The 18,146-nt window shown below is 56.1% G+C and carries 13 protein-coding genes; 6 read left to right on the top strand and 7 right to left on the bottom strand.

Annotation, left to right across the window (positions count from 1 at the left end; translation table 11 throughout):
• Positions 1-117: 117 nt before the first annotated feature.
• The gene (hcp, locus tag QCD69_RS05040; RefSeq protein ID WP_301251230.1) at positions 118-1,755 is read right to left on the bottom strand and encodes a hydroxylamine reductase; all 1,638 of its coding nucleotides are present in this window, start codon (positions 1,753-1,755) and stop codon (positions 118-120) included.
• Between the two features lie 279 nt (positions 1,756-2,034).
• Positions 2,035-2,268 carry a cold shock-like protein CspD gene (cspD, locus tag QCD69_RS05035; protein WP_125288742.1) on the bottom strand — a complete coding sequence of 78 codons (234 nt, stop codon included), beginning with the start codon at positions 2,266-2,268 and terminating at the stop codon, positions 2,035-2,037.
• A 317-nt stretch (positions 2,269-2,585) separates the two neighbouring features.
• On the opposite strand from cspD, the gene clpS reads away from it, so the two are divergent.
• Both clpS and clpA read left to right on the top strand, forming a co-directional pair.
• Entirely contained in the window at positions 2,586-2,906 is a 321-nt protein-coding gene (gene clpS, locus QCD69_RS05030) for an ATP-dependent Clp protease adapter ClpS (RefSeq protein WP_125288741.1), read from the top strand.
• A gap of 28 nt (positions 2,907-2,934) precedes the next feature.
• Positions 2,935-5,211 carry an ATP-dependent Clp protease ATP-binding subunit ClpA gene (gene clpA, locus QCD69_RS05025; RefSeq protein WP_125288740.1) on the top strand — a complete coding sequence of 759 codons (2,277 nt, stop codon included), beginning with the start codon at positions 2,935-2,937 and terminating at the stop codon, positions 5,209-5,211.
• Positions 5,212-5,297: 86 nt separating this feature from the next.
• Here the strand turns inward: clpA and infA are convergent, their stop codons facing one another.
• From infA to trxB, 5 genes are all read right to left on the bottom strand, one after another.
• Complete coding sequence (infA, locus tag QCD69_RS05020) at positions 5,298-5,516, bottom strand: translation initiation factor IF-1 (RefSeq protein WP_125288739.1); 219 nt, start codon at positions 5,514-5,516, stop codon at positions 5,298-5,300.
• Positions 5,517-5,773: 257 nt separating this feature from the next.
• Entirely contained in the window at positions 5,774-6,466 is a 693-nt protein-coding gene (gene aat, locus QCD69_RS05015; RefSeq protein ID WP_253454730.1) for a leucyl/phenylalanyl-tRNA--protein transferase, read from the bottom strand.
• A 33-nt stretch (positions 6,467-6,499) separates the two neighbouring features.
• A complete protein-coding gene (gene cydC / locus QCD69_RS05010) occupies positions 6,500-8,209 on the bottom strand; it encodes a heme ABC transporter ATP-binding protein/permease CydC (protein ID WP_301251228.1) in 1,710 nt (569 codons plus the stop codon).
• Complete coding sequence (cydD, locus tag QCD69_RS05005) at positions 8,206-9,963, bottom strand: heme ABC transporter permease/ATP-binding protein CydD (RefSeq protein WP_301251226.1); 1,758 nt, start codon at positions 9,961-9,963, stop codon at positions 8,206-8,208. Before cydD ends, cydC begins: the two co-directional genes overlap by 4 nt.
• Positions 9,964-10,111: 148 nt before the next feature.
• Entirely contained in the window at positions 10,112-11,077 is a 966-nt protein-coding gene (trxB, locus tag QCD69_RS05000) for a thioredoxin-disulfide reductase (RefSeq protein WP_301251224.1), read from the bottom strand.
• 521 nt (positions 11,078-11,598) lie between these two features.
• On the opposite strand from trxB, the gene lrp reads away from it, so the two are divergent.
• The 4 genes from lrp (at position 11,599) to QCD69_RS04980 (ending at position 18,121) form a co-directional block, all read left to right on the top strand.
• Entirely contained in the window at positions 11,599-12,093 is a 495-nt protein-coding gene (gene lrp, locus QCD69_RS04995; RefSeq protein ID WP_006118610.1) for a leucine-responsive transcriptional regulator Lrp, read from the top strand.
• Between the two features lie 119 nt (positions 12,094-12,212).
• Positions 12,213-15,986: a DNA translocase FtsK 4TM domain-containing protein gene (locus QCD69_RS04990; protein ID WP_301251223.1), complete on the top strand. Its 3,774-nt coding sequence runs from the start codon at positions 12,213-12,215 to the stop codon at positions 15,984-15,986.
• A 172-nt stretch (positions 15,987-16,158) separates the two neighbouring features.
• A complete protein-coding gene (gene lolA / locus QCD69_RS04985) occupies positions 16,159-16,770 on the top strand; it encodes an outer membrane lipoprotein chaperone LolA (RefSeq protein WP_301251222.1) in 612 nt (203 codons plus the stop codon).
• 7 nt (positions 16,771-16,777) lie between these two features.
• Positions 16,778-18,121 (top strand): replication-associated recombination protein A, encoded by a 1,344-nt coding sequence (locus tag QCD69_RS04980; RefSeq protein ID WP_301251221.1) that lies wholly within the window; start codon positions 16,778-16,780, stop codon positions 18,119-18,121.
• Positions 18,122-18,146: the final 25 nt, after the last annotated feature.

Here is an 18,146-nt window from a genome sequence, read left to right as displayed (position 1 = left end):
AAAGCTTTAATCAGTGTCCCGAAGGGAGAGATCTTCAGCAAAAAGCATAGTCGAGGCTGAGCAAAGGGTAGGGCATTATACGGCGCGCGCCGCAGGCGAAAATAATGCGGCAAGGCATCAATGCAGCGCCGTTGCCAGATCTGCGGGTACGGAAGATGTCGGCCGCAGACCAAACTCTTTTTTCAGCAGCGCCTGAAGATTATCCGTGAGAAAACCCGGCGCCGTCGGGCCGGTGTAAATGTTTTTTACCCCGAGGGACAAGAGCGTCAGCAGCACGGCAATCGCTTTCTGCTCAAACCAGGATAGCACCAGCGATAAAGGCAGATCGTTAATGTCGCAGTTTAATTTTTCCGCCAGCCTGACCGCCAGCACGATAGCCGCATAGCTGTCGTTGCACTGGCCCACATCCAGCAGACGAGGCAGGCCGTCCAGCGTGCCGAAAGCCAGTTTGTTAAAGCGATATTTACCGCAGCCCAGCGTCAGGATCAGACAGTCATCGGGAATGGCGGTGGCCAAATCGGTAAAGTAGCTGCGCTGCACGCGATTGCCGTCGCAGCCGCCTACCAGAAAGATATGCCTCAGCTGATGCTGTTTCACCAGCTCAATCACGCTGTCGGCGGCGTCAAGCAGCGTCTGGCGGCCAAAGCCCGTAGTAATGGTGCGGGGGATCTCGCTGGTGGAGAAGCCCGGCATCTGCTGCGCCTGCGCGATAACGGCAGAAAAGTCGTCGTCGTGCAGGTGATTCACGCCGGGCCAGCCGACAATGCTGCGGGTCCAGATACGCTGCTGATAATCGCCTCTGAAAGGATCGATAATGCAGTTGGAGGTCATAACGATCGGGCCGGGAAAGGCGGCGAACTCTTTTTGCTGGTTCTGCCAGCCGCTGCCATAGTTGCCGACCAGATGCGCATAGCGCTTCAGTTGCGGATAGCCATGTGCCGGCAGCATTTCGCCATGCGTGTAAATGTTGATACCGCTGCCTGCGGTTTGTTCCAGCAACAGTTGCAGATCCCGCAGATCGTGCCCGGAAATCAGGATCGCTTTTCCCGCCACCGGCCGGGTATTAACCGCCACGGGCTGCGGCGAACCGTAAGTGGTGGTCTGCGCCTTATCCAGCATCGCCATGATGGCGAAATTCATTTTGCCGATATCCATCGCCGCCGCCAGCAGATCGCTGGCGCTGTCCGGCTGCGCACCCAGCCAGACCATGATCTGATGAAACTGTTGGTAAATGGTGTTATCGAAGTAGCCGTGAACATGGGCATGTTCCATATAGGCCGCCGCGCCTTTCAGGCCATACAGGCACAGCAGGCGCAGACCGATAATATCCTCATGCGCATGGCCGCGATTGGGGCGCCACGCCAGCGCCTGTTGCTGTAGCTGCCCAGGGTCATCGCTTTCCAGGACTATTGCCGCCGCAGGATAATTTTCTGCGCTGCAAGGAAGCTTACAGCACGCTTTTAGCTGTTCCCGGTAGCTGGTGGCCTGACGGGCAAGCGCTACGATGCGTGAGGAATCAAAATTGACGTTAGTTAGCGTGGCAAACAGCGCCTTTGGTATGAAACTGTCGATATCATGCAGAATAATACCCTGCTGTCGCGCCACCAGCGCCCAGGCGGAAAGCCCCTGAAGCGTGGCAATCAGCAGATCCTGCAAATCTGACGTTTGTGCCAGTTTCCCACAGGCGCCGCGCACGCCGGTACAGCCGTTACCCGCAAGACGGCGCTGAGTTTGTTCACATTGCACGCAAAACATAGCCTTATCCTTTAAAGTTGCATTTAAAATGCAACATTAATCCTTCAGGACATAATCTGTCCTGAAAAAACGCAGCCAGGTTGATTTAACGCAAATTTACTGCGCTGAAACGCGGCGGAGGGCAAGAAGCGAGGATGAAAATTAATTTCGTGCAAAAAGGGGGCTTGAAAAATGACAGGACGGCGCCACTTTACTAAGGTTGGTAAAAGTTGCCCATAAAAATGCCAGCGACGCTGGCTGGCATTTTATTGCAAGGTTGGTCAGAATATCACTAAGCGGTCAGGCGCTGACAGCAACTGCCGCTTCGGCATTAACGGGGACAATCAGGCTGGCGTGATTGCCTTTTGGCCCCTGGTGCACATCAAACTGAACCTGCTGCCCGGCTTTCAGCGTTCGGTAGCCATCCATCTGGATAGTGGAATAATGAGCAAAGATATCTTCGCCGCCACCGACCGGACAGATAAAGCCGAAGCCTTTGGCATTGTTGAACCATTTAACAGTACCCGTCTCCATGCTTTTGGATCCCTCGCAAGACATTCAAATGGGTGAGGTAGTGAGGCATTGGCCTCCAGGCTGGTTAAAACGCATCCAGCATACGCCTGTACTGTAGAGAAATCGTACCAGGCGTCAAGCGAATGAAGAGGAGATGCCGGGATGAATTCATCAAAATTTGAAGCAGTTAACGCTATTGCTATTTTTGTGATGAAGGTCGCGTAGTTGCAGGTTGGTGCAAAAATTCACCGGCTTCGGACAGCATTTCGGGCGTGCTAAACTTACGCTTAAGGGTGTTAGTCTGATGCAGGCAGGCAACGTTTTCATATTGGGTACGTATGGGAAACACTAACGATTGGCTTAATTTTGAACATCTTGCAGAAGACAAACTCCGCGAAGGTCTCAAGCCGCCTTCGATGTATAAAGTTATTCTGAATAATGACGATTATACACCTATGGAATTTGTTATTGACGTACTGCAAAAGTTCTTTTCTTATGATGTTGAACGTGCAACGCAACTGATGCTGACGGTTCACTACCAGGGAAAGGCAATCTGCGGTGTCTTTACCGCCGAAGTGGCGGAGACCAAGGTCGCGCATATCAATAAATATGCGAGGGAGAACGGACATCCGTTGCTGTGTACGCTGGAAAAAGCCTGAATAAGGCGATCTAATGGGGGAGGTGCCTATGCTCAATCAAGAACTGGAACTCAGTTTAAATATGGCTTTCGCCAGAGCGCGCGAGCACCGACATGAGTTTATGACCGTCGAGCATCTGCTGTTGGCGTTGCTCAGTAACCCATCAGCAAGAGAGGCCCTTGAAGCCTGCACGGTGGATATTGTGGCTCTGCGGCAGGAGCTCGAAGCCTTCATCGAACAAACAACCCCGGTGTTGCCGGTCAGCGAAGAAGAGCGCGACACACAGCCTACGCTCAGCTTTCAGCGCGTTCTACAGCGCGCCGTTTTCCATGTGCAGTCATCCGGCCGCAGTGAAGTAGCGGGCGCTAACGTGCTGGTCGCTATCTTCAGCGAACAGGAATCCCAGGCTGCCTATCTGCTGCGCAAGCATGAAGTCAGCCGCCTTGACGTGGTTAATTTTATTTCTCACGGCACGCGCAAAGATGAGCAGGGGCCCGCTTCGGGCGCAGAAAACCCTGTTAACGAAGAGCAGGCAGGCGGGGAGGAACGTATGGAAAACTTCACCACCAATCTTAACCAGCTTGCTCGCGTAGGCGGTATCGATCCGCTGATCGGGCGGGATAAAGAGCTGGAGCGTACCGTTCAGGTTCTCTGCCGCCGCCGGAAAAACAATCCGCTGCTGGTGGGCGAATCGGGCGTGGGTAAAACCGCGATCGCCGAAGGGCTTGCGTGGCGTATCGTGCAGGGCGACGTGCCTGAAGTGATGAAAGACGCCACCATCTACTCGCTGGATATCGGGTCGCTGCTTGCCGGTACTAAATACCGCGGCGATTTCGAGAAGCGCTTTAAGGCGCTGCTGAAACAGCTTGAGCAGGATAACAGCAGCATTCTGTTTATCGATGAGATCCATACTATCATCGGCGCCGGTGCCGCTTCCGGCGGGCAGGTAGATGCCGCCAACCTGATCAAACCGCTGCTTTCCAGCGGCAAAATTCGCGTGATGGGTTCCACCACCTATCAGGAATTCAGCAATATCTTTGAGAAAGATCGCGCGCTGGCGCGTCGTTTCCAGAAAATCGATATTACCGAGCCTACGGTAGATGAAACGGTGCAGATCCTGAACGGCCTCAAGCCGAAGTATGAAGCGCACCATGACGTCCGCTATACCGCAAAAGCAGTACGTGCAGCGGTTGAGCTGGCGGTGAAATATATCAACGACCGTCATCTGCCGGATAAAGCGATTGACGTGATTGACGAAGCGGGCGCGCGCGCACGTTTGCTGCCGGTCAGCAAGCGCAAGAAAACGGTTAACGTGGCGGATATTGAATCCGTGGTTGCCCGTATCGCGCGTATTCCTGAGAAGAGCGTTTCCGCCACGGATCGCGACACTTTGAAAACGCTCGGCGACCGGCTGAAAATGCTGGTGTTTGGTCAGGACAACGCTATCGAAGCCTTAACCGAAGCGATCAAGATGAGCCGCGCCGGTCTGGGGCAGGATCGCAAGCCTGTTGGTTCCTTCCTGTTTGCCGGCCCTACGGGCGTGGGTAAAACAGAGGTCACCGTACAGCTGGCGAAAGCGCTGGGCATTGAGCTGCTGCGTTTCGATATGTCGGAATATATGGAACGCCATACCGTCAGCCGTCTGATCGGCGCGCCTCCGGGCTATGTCGGTTTCGATCAGGGCGGGCTGCTGACGGACGCGGTGATCAAGCATCCGCACGCCGTGGTGCTGCTTGATGAAATCGAGAAAGCGCATCCGGACGTCTTCAACCTGCTGCTGCAGGTGATGGATAACGGGATGCTGACCGATAACAACGGGCGTAAAGCCGATTTCCGCAACGTGGTGCTGGTGATGACCACGAACGCTGGCGTACGTGAAACCGAACGTAAATCTATTGGTCTGATCCATCAGGACAACAGCACCGATGCGATGGAAGAGATCAAAAAGATCTTTACGCCAGAGTTTCGTAACCGCCTGGATAACATTATCTGGTTCAAACACCTCGACAGCGAGGTTATCCATCAGGTAGTGGATAAGTTTATCGTTGAGCTGCAGGCGCAGCTGGATGCGAAAGGCGTCTCGCTGGAAGTCAGCGACGAAGCGCGCAACTGGCTGGCAGAAAAAGGCTACGATAAAGCGATGGGCGCGCGTCCAATGGCGCGTACGGTGCAGGAAAACCTGAAAAAACCGTTGGCGAACGAGCTGCTGTTTGGCTCCCTGGTGGACGGCGGGTCGGTTTCGGTGGCGCTCGACAAAGAGCAGAACCAGCTGACTTACCAGTTCGTGAGCGCCGAAAAGCGCAAAACGGAAGGCTCTGTACATTAGGCGTAAAAAAACTAAAGGCCGAAGATTCTTCGGCCTTTTTTTTACCCGTGCGGCGCATCAGGCGCCAGCATCTGCAGTAAAGTAGGTTAGCGGATACGGAAAGTGATACGACCTTTGTTCAGATCGTATGGGGTCAGTTCTACGGTAACCTGGTCGCCCGTTGAGATACGGATATAGTTTTTGCGTATCTTACCGGAGATATGCGCAGTAATGACGTGTCCATTTTCCAGTTCAACACGGTACATAGTGTTAGGTAATGAATCCACTATCTTACCCTGCATTTCAATATTATCTTCTTTGGCCATCAAATCCTCTGGGTGTTATAACCTTTGTCTCGAATCAGCAAATAATGCCGATTTAAGAACGTTATGTAAAGAATAGCTGATGATTCCACCAGCGTCGGCCTCCCTGCGGCATAAGCAGCGCACGGAAACGCGTAATCAAGAGTTGGTACAAAACCGGGGGGAAAGTGCGGTCTTCAAAAAGGCTTATACACGCATACCAAGCTCTCATATTATACCATTATTATCCTGGTCTGCGTGGAAAACATCACCGTACGGTCTTAAAAAAGGGTCTGCTGACGCCAGCATTCGGGCGGAAGCGGCTGTTTGGCCAGCAAATCAAGCTGTTTAAGATAGTCAGCGCGGGACATCTCTTCGGCGCCAAGCGAAGCGGTATGGGGATTCAGCACCTGGCAATCGATCAGCCTGCCGCCCTGCTGTAGAAAATAGCGGCTGAAAACCAGCAGCGCCGTTTTTGAGGCATTTTCACAGCGGCTGAACATCGATTCGCCGCAAAAAATCTGTCCCAGCGCCAGGCCGTACATACCGCCAACCAGTTCTTTGTCGTGCCAGACCTCGATGGATTGCGCTTCGCCAGCATCAAACAGCTGCTGCCAGGCGTGCTTCACGGCGGGCGTGATCCAGGTGCCTTCCTGACGATCGCTGGCGCAGCCTTCCACTACTTCGCTAAAGCTTTGATTCAGCGTCACGCGATAGGGCGATCGCTGATGAAAACGCTTCATGCTGCGGCTAAGGTGAAACTTTTCCGGCCACAGCACCGCGCGCGGATCCGGCGACCACCATAAGATAGGATCGCCTGGCGAAAACCAGGGAAAAATCCCGCGCTGATAGGCGCTGAGCAGGCGGGGCAGACTTAAATCGCCGCCCATCGCCAGCAGGCCGTTCGGTTCACGCAGCGCCATCTCCGGCGGTGGAAAATTAAGTGATTCTCTTGAGAGCTGCATCAGGCGCATAGTCACTGTCTCAGTAATGCGAGAAGGCTATGACTATACCGTAATCCGCTGCAGGAAAGCGCTGTAACGGCTGCGTTTTGAGATTAATTCGACGTGCGTTCCCTGTTCGACCACGGTGCCGCTTTCCATAAGGCAAATTTTGTCGAAATGGCGTAGCCCCTGCGGACGATGCGTGACCACGATCATCGTTTTGCCGCGGGCGGCTTCCCGCAGCAGGGTAAGGATCTGCCGTTCGGTGTGGGTGTCCAGCCCTTCCGTCGGCTCGTCGAGCAGCAATAAAGGGCCGTCGTGCAACAGCGCGCGGGCCAGCCCCAGCCGACGCCGCTCGCCACCCGACAGCTGACGGCCGCCTTCGCCCAGCCAGGCATCGAGGCCTTCAGCGTTAATCAGCGTTGTCAGCCCGACTTTTCGCAGCATGGCGAGCAGCTCGTCGTCATGGCGATGCGGCGCGGCCAGCAATAAATTATCGCGTAACGTGGCGTTAAACAGATACACGCGCTGCGTCACAACGCCGGTAGCCCTGCGTAATGTGGCTTCATCCCACGCGGCCAGCGGACGATCGTTTAACCGGATTTCGCCGTTTGTCGGATCCCATGCGCGGGTGAGCAGCTGAAGCAGCGTGGATTTACCGCAGCCGCTGCTGCCCAGCAGCGCAACGTGTTCACCTTGCGCAATGTCCAGGGAGATCGAGCGCAGCACGGGAAAACCTTCGTTATAGCTGAAGCTGACATCATGCAGCTTTAGTCGGATACCGGCAGGGCTTTTGCCCTGCTCAGCCGGAAAGTTCACGGCCGGATTTTGCAGAATCACTTCATTAACGCGACGGGCAGAGGCGAAGACTTCCCCCAGATGCAGAAAGGCGCCGCCAACCGGAGCCAGGGCTTCGAAGGCCGCCAGCGCGCAAAACAGGAACAGAGCGAGCGTGGCGTCATGAAACAGCGCTGAGGCTGACCAGAGCAGCAAAACGGCCGTCGCGCCGGTAATAATCGTCAGCAATCCCTGCGATAAGCCGGTAAGACGGGCGCGGAAGCGCTGAGCGCCCAGCCAACGCGCTTCCGTGTTATCAAGCCGGGCGCGAAAGCGCTGCACGCCGCCATAAATTCGCATCTCCGCCTGGCTTTGCAGCCATCCTGTCAGCTGGCTACGATACAGGGCGCGCAGGTGCGCCAGCGCTTCGCCTTCTTTCCGTCCCAGGCAGTAAAAGATTGGCGGCAGCAGCAGCAGCGTCGCCAGCATGATACCGCCCAACATCAGCGCCAGCGGCCAGTTCAGCGAGCCGAGCAGAAGCGTTACCGTCACAATCGCGACAAGCGCGCCGAGTAGGGGAGAGAGCAGGCGCAGATAAAGGTGATCGAGCGTATCCACATCGGCTACCAGCCGATTCAGAAGGTCACCCCGCTGGAAACGAGCCAGCGCGCCGGGCGAAAGCGGGATCAATTTATTAAAAGTGAACACGCGTAAATCTTCCAGAATACGAAAAGTACCGTCATGGCTGACCAGCCTTTCCGCATAGCGAGCGACGGTGCGTAAAATTGCGGCACCTCTTACGCCAGCCGCAGGAAGCATATAGTTAAAACTGTAAAGCCCGGCGGCGCCCGCCAGCGAGCAGGCCGCAAGAAACCAACCGGAAAGCGTCAGCAACGCGATGCTCGCCAGCAGCGTCACGACCGCCAGCAAAATGCCCAGCATCAGGCGCGGAGCGTGCGGGCGCAAAAGCGCAAGCCAGGGTCGGATTAGCTTCATGCCTGCGCCTCCTCAACCAGCGCTTTAAAGGGGCCGGGCCGTTGCAGCAGCTGCGCTTTACTGCCCTGCTGGACGATTTCTCCCGCCTGGAGCAGCCAGACTTCATCCCACTCCGCTAAGCGATCGAGCCGATGGGTAATAAACAACGTGGTCTGATTGAAAGAGGCGGCCAGCAGCGCCCGGTTTACGTGCTCGCCAGCCGGGCCGTCAAGGCTGGCATCAGGCTCGTCCAGCAGCAGCAGTCGACAAGGCTTGTAAAGCGCTCTCGCCACAGCGATGCGCTGCGCCTGCCCTACGGAGAGGGCCGCCGCCTGTTCGCCGACCGCGCTTTCCAGGCCTTCAGGCAGGCGCGCCAGAAACTCGTCCACGCCAGCCAGCTCGCAAACCTGCTGTAACCTGAGCGGATCGCCCTCGCCATGCGCAACAATATTTTCGCGTACGGTCTGCGCAGGTAAATGTGGGTTCTGTCCCACCCAGGCAAGCTGCTGTTGCCACCAGGACGGCAGGATATCACGCAGCTCCGTATCGTTTATTTTCAACGATCCCTGATAGGGCAAATACCCGGCCAGGACGTTCAGCAAAGAGGTTTTGCCCGCGCCGCTTCGCCCAATCAGCGCCACTCTTTTCCCTGCGCTAAGGGTAAAATTGAGCGGCCCGACAAGCTCTATCCCCCCGTGCGTCATAATCCGCAAATCAGCGGCGGTAAGCGTCATACCTTGCTCAACGTTGGGCGTCAGCGTGCCGGATGATGCCTGAAGCCGTTCCGCTGTCAGGAATTTTTCCAGCGCGTCAGCGGCGCCTGTAGCCTGCGCTTTGGCATGATAAAACGTGCCCAGCTCTCTGAGCGGTTGAAAAAATTCCGGCGCAAGGATAAGCGACAGAAAGCCGGCAAAAAGCGTGATGCCGGTGCCGTAATGGCCGAAGTTCAGCTCGCCGAGGTAGGAAAAACCAAAATAGACCGCCACCACTGCTACAGAAACGGCAGCAAAAAACTCCAGTACGGCCGAGGAGAGAAAGGCCAGCCGCAGTACTTCCATGGTTCGTTGACGAAAGCTGGCCGAAGCGGTGCGAATACGATCGGTTTCCGCGTCGGCCTGATTAAACAGCCGCAGCGTTTCCATGCCCTGAAGGCGGTCGAGAAAATAGCCGCCGAGCCGTGCAAGGGCCTGAAAATTACGCCGGTTAGCGTCGGCCGCGCCCATACCGGCCAGCGCCATAAACAGCGGAATAAGCGGAGCCGTCAGCAGCAGGATCAGCGCTGCCACCCAGTTTACGGGAAACAGAACAGCAAGGATCAGGCAGGGGATGAGCGCGGCCAGCAGCGTTTGCGGCAAATAACGCGCGTAGTAATCCTGAAGGTTATCAATTTGCTCCAGCAAAAGCGTGGTCCAGCTTCCGACAGCCTGACCCTGGATAACGGCGGGGCCAGCCTTAGTCAGCTTGTCCAGAATATCGCGGCGCAGTTTCTCCCGGATGGCCCGGCCCGAAGCGAACCCGGCCAGCTCACGCAGCCACAGAAATACGCCGCGCAGCACAAAACAGGAAAGCAGCAGAATAAATTGCGGAAGAAGCGCATCGCGAGAAAGATGATCAACGATCAGCCCTTGCAGCAGGGTAGCCAATAGCCAGGCCTGGTAAACAATAAGCAGCGCGCCGATCATGCCGATTAGCAGCGATAGTCTGAACCAGAAATTGCCGTAGATACGCTGTTTTTTTAGCCAGGGAAGGAGCTGTTGCTGTCGGAATTTATCCATGCTGTACCAATATGCCGCGCGTTGGGGCAGGTAAAATTGCAATGCCATGCCCTTAGTAAGGGTAATCGCGAGCAATGGTACAGCGCAGAAAATAAAAAGGCGACCTTAACAGGTCGCCTTTACCGAGATCGCATCAAAGCAGTAACGATTACTGAGATTCTTTAACTAAACCATCCAGATAGCGTTCCGCATCCAGCGCGGCCATACAGCCGGTGCCGGCAGAGGTAATCGCCTGACGATAGGTATGATCCATAACGTCACCTGCGGCGAACACGCCCGGAATGCTGGTTTGCGTTGCATTACCGTGCAGGCCTGACTGCACTTTGATGTAGCCGTTTTCCAGATCCAGCTGATCTTTAAAGATCGCCGTATTCGGGCTGTGGCCGATAGCAACAAACAGACCGGCAACGCTCAGATCCTGCTGCGACTCGTCCAGCGTGGAGCGCAGGCGCAGCGAGCTGACGCCCATCTGATCGCCCATGACCTCGTCCAGCGTCTGGTTGGTATGCAGCACGATATTGCCGTTACGCACTTTTTCCATCAGGCGATCGATAAGGATTTTCTCCGCGCGGAAGCTGTCGCGACGGTGGATCAGATGCACTTCCGACGCAATATTCGCCAGATACAGCGCTTCTTCTACGGCCGTATTGCCGCCGCCGATCACGGCTACCTTCTGATTACGGTAGAAAAAGCCGTCACAGGTTGCGCAGGCTGAAACGCCGCGGCCTTTAAACGCTTCTTCAGAAGGCAGGCCAAGGTAGCGAGCGGAGGCGCCGGTAGCAATAATCAACGCATCTGCCGTGTATTCACCGCTGTCGCCGATCAAACGGAAAGGGCGATGCTGTAAATCAACGCTGTGAATATGATCGAAGATAATTTCAGTATTAAATTTTACCGCATGTTCATGCATGCGTTCCATCAGACCCGGACCGGTCAGATCGTGCGGGTCGCCGGGCCAGTTTTCCACATCCGTGGTGGTGGTCAGCTGGCCGCCTTTTTCAAGCCCGGTGATCAGCACGGGGTTGAGATTAGCGCGCGCTGCGTAAACAGCCGCCGTGTATCCAGCGGGGCCGGAACCTAAGATAAGTAATTTACTGTGTCTGGCCGTGCTCATGAGACCCTCATTATTTAGCTGCCAACTATGTTGCGATTGTAGGGAATTTAGGTCGGCAACAAAAGCGTTCTGCGATTTTGTTAGCGATGGTTGCAAAAGGTTTAACCGATTTCCCTTAGGGAGCAGCGGCACCACTGCGCCAAAGCAGGGCGAAACGCGCTGTAAAATGGTGCAATGAGTAAATTTTTTCATTATAAAACAGTCATGCAGCGCAACATCTGGCATGTTGTACTGATTTTGGTTGTTTTACTTTGACAATCGGCTGTGCTTTTGCGAAAACAGTGGGGGAAGCAGAGGACATTTGAGCTTACAAGACAGATTTTTCCTGTTTTGGGACATCCGGCTCAATAAACTCAGTCTGTCATTGGTCATGACGCATGGTGTGGACAGACAACATGCGTCATACGGATGGGCGTGATAACACCGCAACAGGCTCCAGACTTCACTTAGAACAACCCTGCGATAATGATTTCGTTCAGGGTGTGGCAGGCAAAGGGAAGGCATTAAGAGAGACAATAATAATGGTAGACAATAAAAAACGGCCTGGAAAAGATCTCGACAGAATCGATCGTAATATCCTTAACGAACTGCAAAAGGATGGACGTATCTCCAACGTCGAGCTTTCCAAACGCGTAGGTTTATCACCTACACCATGCCTTGAGCGCGTTCGTCGTCTTGAAAGACAGGGGTTTATCCTTGGCTATACCGCCCAGCTGAATCCGCACTATCTGGATGCCTCGCTGCTGGTATTTGTTGAGATTACTCTGAATCGTGGCGCGCCCGACGTGTTTGAACAATTTAACGCCGCAGTGCAAAAACTTGAGGAAACTCAAGAGTGTCACCTCGTTTCAGGCGATTTCGACTACCTGTTGAAAACGCGCGTGCCGGATATGTCCGCCTACCGTAAATTGCTGGGTGAAACCCTGCTGCGCCTGCCCGGCGTAAACGATACGCGGACCTATGTGGTCATGGAAGAAGTGAAACAAAGTAACCGCTTAGTCATTAAGACGCGGTAACACAGGGCAGGTGCAAAACCTGATAGGTTTCGGTACACTCCTGTGAATTCATACAGTTTCAGCGTCGGGCCTGCCCGACGCTGTTGCCTCCATTGTTTACAGGCACCTGGAGAGTACTCTTGAGCCAGGAATATACAGAAGATAAAGATGTTTCCCTACAGTCGCTGAGCAGCGGTCGTCGCCTGCTTGAAGCGTTACTGATTGTTGTGGCGCTTTTTGCCGTCTATTTGATGGTGGCGCTGTTGAGCTTTAACCCCTCCGATCCCAGCTGGTCGCAAACTGCCTGGCATGAACCCATCCATAATTTGGGCGGCGGCATTGGCGCATGGCTGGCAGATACGCTGTTCTTCATTTTTGGCGTGATGGCCTACGCCATTCCTGCGGTTATCCTGGGACTATGCTGGATCACTTTCCGCCAGCGGCATTCGCAGGATTACATTGATTACTTTGCGGTGGCGCTGCGCCTGATCGGCGTACTGGCGCTCGTGGTCACATCATGCGGCCTGGCGGCGCTAAACGCTGACGATATCTGGTATTTTGCTTCCGGCGGCGTAATTGGCAGCCTGCTCAGCAATGCGATGGCGCCATGGTTTAACGCCGCAGGCGGCACCCTGACGCTGCTGTGCGTGTGGGCGGCCGGTCTGACGCTTTATACCGGCTGGTCCTGGCTGACCATCGCTGAAAAAATTGGCGCGGCTGTCATGGGCGTGCTGACTTTCGCCAGCGGGCGTTCGCGCAGTGACGAATACAGATATGACGATTATGACGATGAGCCGGATGAAAAACCGGTTTCGAAGCAGCGTGCCCGCTACGATGATGAAGACGATATCCTGCTGGCAGTGCCGGCAACGGCCGAAGAGGACGACAACGATCCGCTGCTGAGCAAGCCTGCGGCAGCCCCGACGGCGGCCCCTGCCGCTGCACAGACGGTTTCCACGGCAGCACCTGTGGCTCCGGTAGCGTCCGCAGCTACGGCAACGCCGGTGACTTCCGCAGTTACAGCAGCGCCCGGGAGCGCTCAGCAACAGGCCGAGCCTGCTGCACAGGTTTCCACGCCGCCAGCAGCGGCAGAGCCTGAACTTTATCGCTTCGAGATGCCGGCGGAAACGCCTGCGCCATCGGTTCCTGTTGCTGATGAAGATGATGCTCCCCGCATGGGCAACTGGCGGGAAGCGGATGCCTCACCTTTCGATTTCTCTACGACGCAGCCGGCTCAGCCGCAGCAGGTCGCACAGGATCTGGCCAGCGCGGCGCAATCTGCCGCCGCCTCCACGGCGTTTATGCCAGGCTTCAGCGCCACCAGCGAGGCGGCTCCGGCTAATCCGCAGGTTAAGCAGGGTATTGGCCCCGCTTTGCCGCGGCCGAATCCGGTTAAGCTGCCGACGCGTCGCGAGCTGGCTTCCTATGGTATTAAGCTGCCTTCGCAGCGTATAGCGGAAGAAAAAGCGAAAGAAGAGGAGCAGCGTCTTCAGGCTTCTGCGCCAACAGGGGCGGAAGAGCCGGGCCAGGATGAAAGCCATCTGCGCGACGCTTTTGCCGCTCAGCAGCAGGCGCGTTACGCTGAGCCTGATAGCGCAGCAAACAGCGCGCCTGTAGCAGAAAGCGCTGAGGAAGATGAAGAGGAAGCGCGTCATCAGGCCGAGCTCGCCCGTCAGTTTGCCGGACAGCAAAGCCAGCGTTATGGACAGCCGCAGCAAAGCGCACCTGCCTTCACGCTGGATACCGATGGCGCATTTGATTTCTCGCCTAAAGAAGATTTGGTTGATGACGGCGCAGGCGAACCGCTGTTTACGCTGCCGCCTGAAAATCAACAGAGCAGGCCTGCTGCGCAGTGGCAGCAGCACAGCCAGCCTCAGGAACCTGTAAAACAGGCCGCGCCAACGTGGCAGTCAGCCGCTCAGGAGCCCGTACAACCTGTTGCGCCAACGTGGCAGTCAGCCGCCCAGGAGCCTGCACAACCGGCTGCGCCAGCATGGCAGCCAGCCGCTCAGGAGCCTGCACAACCGGCGGCGCCAGCATGGCAGCCAGCGGCGCAGGAGCCTGCACAACCGGCCGCACCAACGTGGCAGTCAGCCGCTCAGGAGCCCGTACAACCTGTCGCGCCAGCGTGGCAGCCAGCCGCTCAGGAGCCTGCACAACCGGCTGCGCCAGCGTGGCAGCCAGCGGCTCAGGAGCCTGTACAACCTGCCGCGCCAGCATGGCAGCCAGCCGCGCAGGAACCTGCACAACCGGCTGCGCCAGCGTGGCAGCCAGCGGCTCAGGAGCCTGCACAACCGGCCGCGCCAGCATGGCAGCCAGCGGCTCAGGAACCTGTACGCCAGGCTGAACAAATCCAGCCGGAAGTCAAACCACAGGATAGCCTGTTCCATCCATTCCTGGTGCGTCATGAGCAGCCGCTTGAGAAACCAACCACGCCGCTGCCTACCCTGGATCTACTGACGGCACCGCCAGCGGAAGCCGAACCCGTCGATATGTTTGCTCTTGAGCAGACTGCCCGCCTGGTGGAAGCCCGCCTGGCCGACTATCGGGTTAAAGCCGAGGTGGTTGGTATCTCTCCAGGGCCGGTTATTACCCGCTTTGAACTGGATCTTGCGCCTGGCGTGAAGGCCGCGCGTATTTCCAATCTGTCGCGCGACCTGGCCCGCTCGCTTTCTGCCGTAGCGGTTCGTGTGGTGGAGGTGATCCCCGGCAAGCCTTACGTTGGACTGGAGCTGCCAAACAAGCATCGCCAGACCGTTTATATGCGTGAAGTGCTTGAATGCGATAAGTTCCGCGACAATCCGTCGCCGCTATCGGTGGTGTTAGGAAAAGATATCGCAGGCCAGCCGGTGGTGGCCGATCTGGCGAAAATGCCGCACCTGCTGGTCGCCGGTACAACTGGTTCCGGTAAGTCCGTTGGCGTTAACGCCATGATTATTAGCATGCTTTATAAAGCCACGCCGGAAGAAGTGCGCTTTATTATGATCGACCCGAAAATGCTTGAGCTGTCGGTCTATGAAGGCATCCCGCATCTGTTGACCGAAGTGGTCACGGATATGAAAGATGCCGCCAACGCGCTGCGCTGGAGCGTCGGCGAAATGGAGCGTCGCTATAAGCTGATGTCGGCGCTGGGCGTGCGTAACCTGGCGGGTTATAACGAAAAAGTTAAGCTGGCGGAAGAGATGGGGCGGCCTATTCCCGATCCGTTCTGGAAGCCGGGCGACAGTATGGAAACATCGCCGCCGATGCTCGAAAAACTACCTTACATCGTAGTGCTGGTGGATGAGTTCGCCGATCTGATGATGGCCGTGGGTAAAAAGGTGGAGGAGCTGATTGCGCGTCTGGCGCAGAAAGCGCGTGCCGCCGGTATTCACCTGGTGCTGGCGACGCAGCGTCCGTCGGTGGATGTGATCACCGGCCTGATTAAGGCTAACATCCCAACCCGCATTGCGTTTACGGTTTCCAGCAAGATCGACTCGCGCACCATTCTTGATCAGGGTGGCGCGGAATCGCTGTTGGGCATGGGCGATATGCTTTATATGCCGCCGAACTCTTCAATGCCGGTGCGCGTACATGGCGCCTTTGTGCGGGATGAAGAAGTTCACGCCGTGGTACAAGACTGGAAGGCGCGTGGTCGTCCGCAATATATCGAAAGCATTACCGCTGGCGAAGAGAGCGAAAGCGCGTCGCTGGGGCTGGATGGCGATGAAGAGCTCGACCCGCTGTTCGACCAGGCGGTCGCCTTCGTGGTAGAAAAGCGTCGTGCGTCTATTTCCGGCGTGCAGCGGCAGTTCCGCATCGGTTACAACCGTGCAGCCCGTATCATTGAACAGATGGAGGCGCAAAGTATCGTGTCGCCGCCTGGTCATAACGGCAACCGCGAGGTGCTTTCGCCACCGCCGCACGAGATGTAATATTTTGTCAAAAGCAGCGGGTCGGTTATGCCGACCCGTTGAATTTCAGCGCTTTGTCCCCATCTCCGATCTATCGCAATCAGCTTATTCCCCTGTTGCTTTCTTTGCTGCCTGGCTACAGTTAAGCCTGCCCGCTAATCGGGATACAAAAGTTTCAATAAGGATGTCGTAAATGAAAAAACTCACTATCACATGCTGTCTGCTTGCTACTTTTGCCTCTGCCAGCGCTTTGGCGGACGCTTCTTCCGACCTGCAGCAGCGTCTGGATAAAGTCACCAGTTTTCACGCCAGCTTCCAGCAAAAAGTCACCGACGGCAGCGGCCAGTCCGTGCAGGATGGCGAAGGCGAGCTGTGGGTTAAACGTCCCGATCTTTTCAACTGGCATATGACCGCGCCGGACGAAAGCATCCTGATCTCGGATGGCAAAACGCTGTGGTTCTATAATCCCTTTGTCGAGCAGGTCAGCGCGACATGGCTGAAAGACGCCACCAGCAATACGCCGTTTATGCTGATTGCCCGCAACCAGCGCAGCGACTGGAAGCAGTACAACATCAAACAGCTTGGCGATAACTTCGAGCTGACGCCAAAATCAGCCGATGGCAACCTGAAGCAGTTTACGATTAACGTCTCCGCCAGCGGCACCATCAATCAGTTCAGCGCCGTTGAACAGGACGGGCAGCGCAGCAGCTATACGCTGAAAAGCCAGCAGAACACTGCGGTCAGCCCCGACAAATTCCGTTTTACGCCGCCCAAGGGCGTGACGGTGGACGATCAACGTCAGTGAGGTCAGCGTGAGCACACTCTCTCTGGATTTTTCTCATAACGAGTTTCAGCCTCTGGCCGCGCGTATGCGGCCACGCACGCTGGCGGAATATATCGGTCAGCAGCATCTGCTGGCGACGGGGAAGCCGCTGCCGCGGGCCATTGAGGCAGGGCACCTGCACTCAATGATCCTTTGGGGGCCGCCAGGTACCGGCAAAACCACGCTGGCAGAAATCATTGGTCGCTACGGTCAGGCGGATGTCGAACGCATTTCTGCCGTCACTTCAGGCGTAAAAGAGATCCGTGAGGCTATTGAGCGTGCGCGGCAGAACCGCAATGCCGGACGTCGCACTATCCTGTTTGTCGATGAAGTGCATCGCTTTAATAAAAGCCAGCAGGACGCCTTTCTCCCGCATATTGAAGACGGCACTATTACCTTTATTGGCGCTACGACGGAAAACCCTTCTTTCGAGCTCAATTCCGCTCTGCTTTCCAGGGCGCGCGTCTACCTGTTGAAGTCTCTGACCGTTGAAGATATAGAAAGCGTGCTGGATCAGGCGATGCAAGACAGCGAGCGGGGCTACGGCAAGCAAAACATCGTGCTGCCTGATGCTACGCGCAGAATGATTGCGGAGCTGGTCAACGGCGACGCTCGCCGCTCGTTAAATACCCTGGAAATGATGGCCGATATGGCCGAGGTCAGCGACAAAGGCGAGCGTCTGCTAACGCCGCAGCTGCTTAACGAAGTTTCCGGTGAACGCAGTGCCAGGTTCGATAATAAAGGCGATCGCTTTTACGATCTGATCTCCGCCCTGCACAAATCGGTGCGCGGCTCTGCGCCCGATGCTGCGCTTTACTGGTATGCCCGAATTATTACGGCAGGCGGCGATCCGCTTTACGTGGCCCGTCGCCTGCTGGCTATCGCCTCCGAAGACGTGGGCAACGCCGATCCGCGTGGCATGCAGGTGGCTATTTCTGCCTGGGACTGCTTTACGCGTGTAGGGCCGGCCGAAGGCGAAAGGGCTATTGCTCAGGCGATTGTTTATCTTGCCTGCGCGCCGAAAAGCAATGCCGTTTATACCGCCTTTAAGGCAGCGATGCGCGACGCGCGCGATCGGCCGGATTACGATGTGCCTGAACATCTGCGTAATGCGCCTACAAAGCTGATGAAAGAGATGGGGTTGGGCGCCGAATACCGTTATGCGCATGACGAACCCGGCGCCTACGCCGCGGGGGAGAACTATTTCCCGGGGGAAATGGCGCAGACGCGCTATTATCAGCCGACCTCGCGCGGGCTGGAAGGAAAGATTGGCGAAAAGCTGGCCTGGCTTGCTGAACAGGATCAAAATAGCCCGACAAAACGCTATCGTTGATCCGGGCGTTGCGGTAAGGTTAGCA

Source organism: Erwinia sp. PsM31, assembly GCF_030433775.1.
GTDB lineage: Bacteria > Pseudomonadota > Gammaproteobacteria > Enterobacterales > Enterobacteriaceae > Erwinia > Erwinia aeris.
This window is presented reverse-complemented; position numbering and strand designations above follow the sequence as displayed.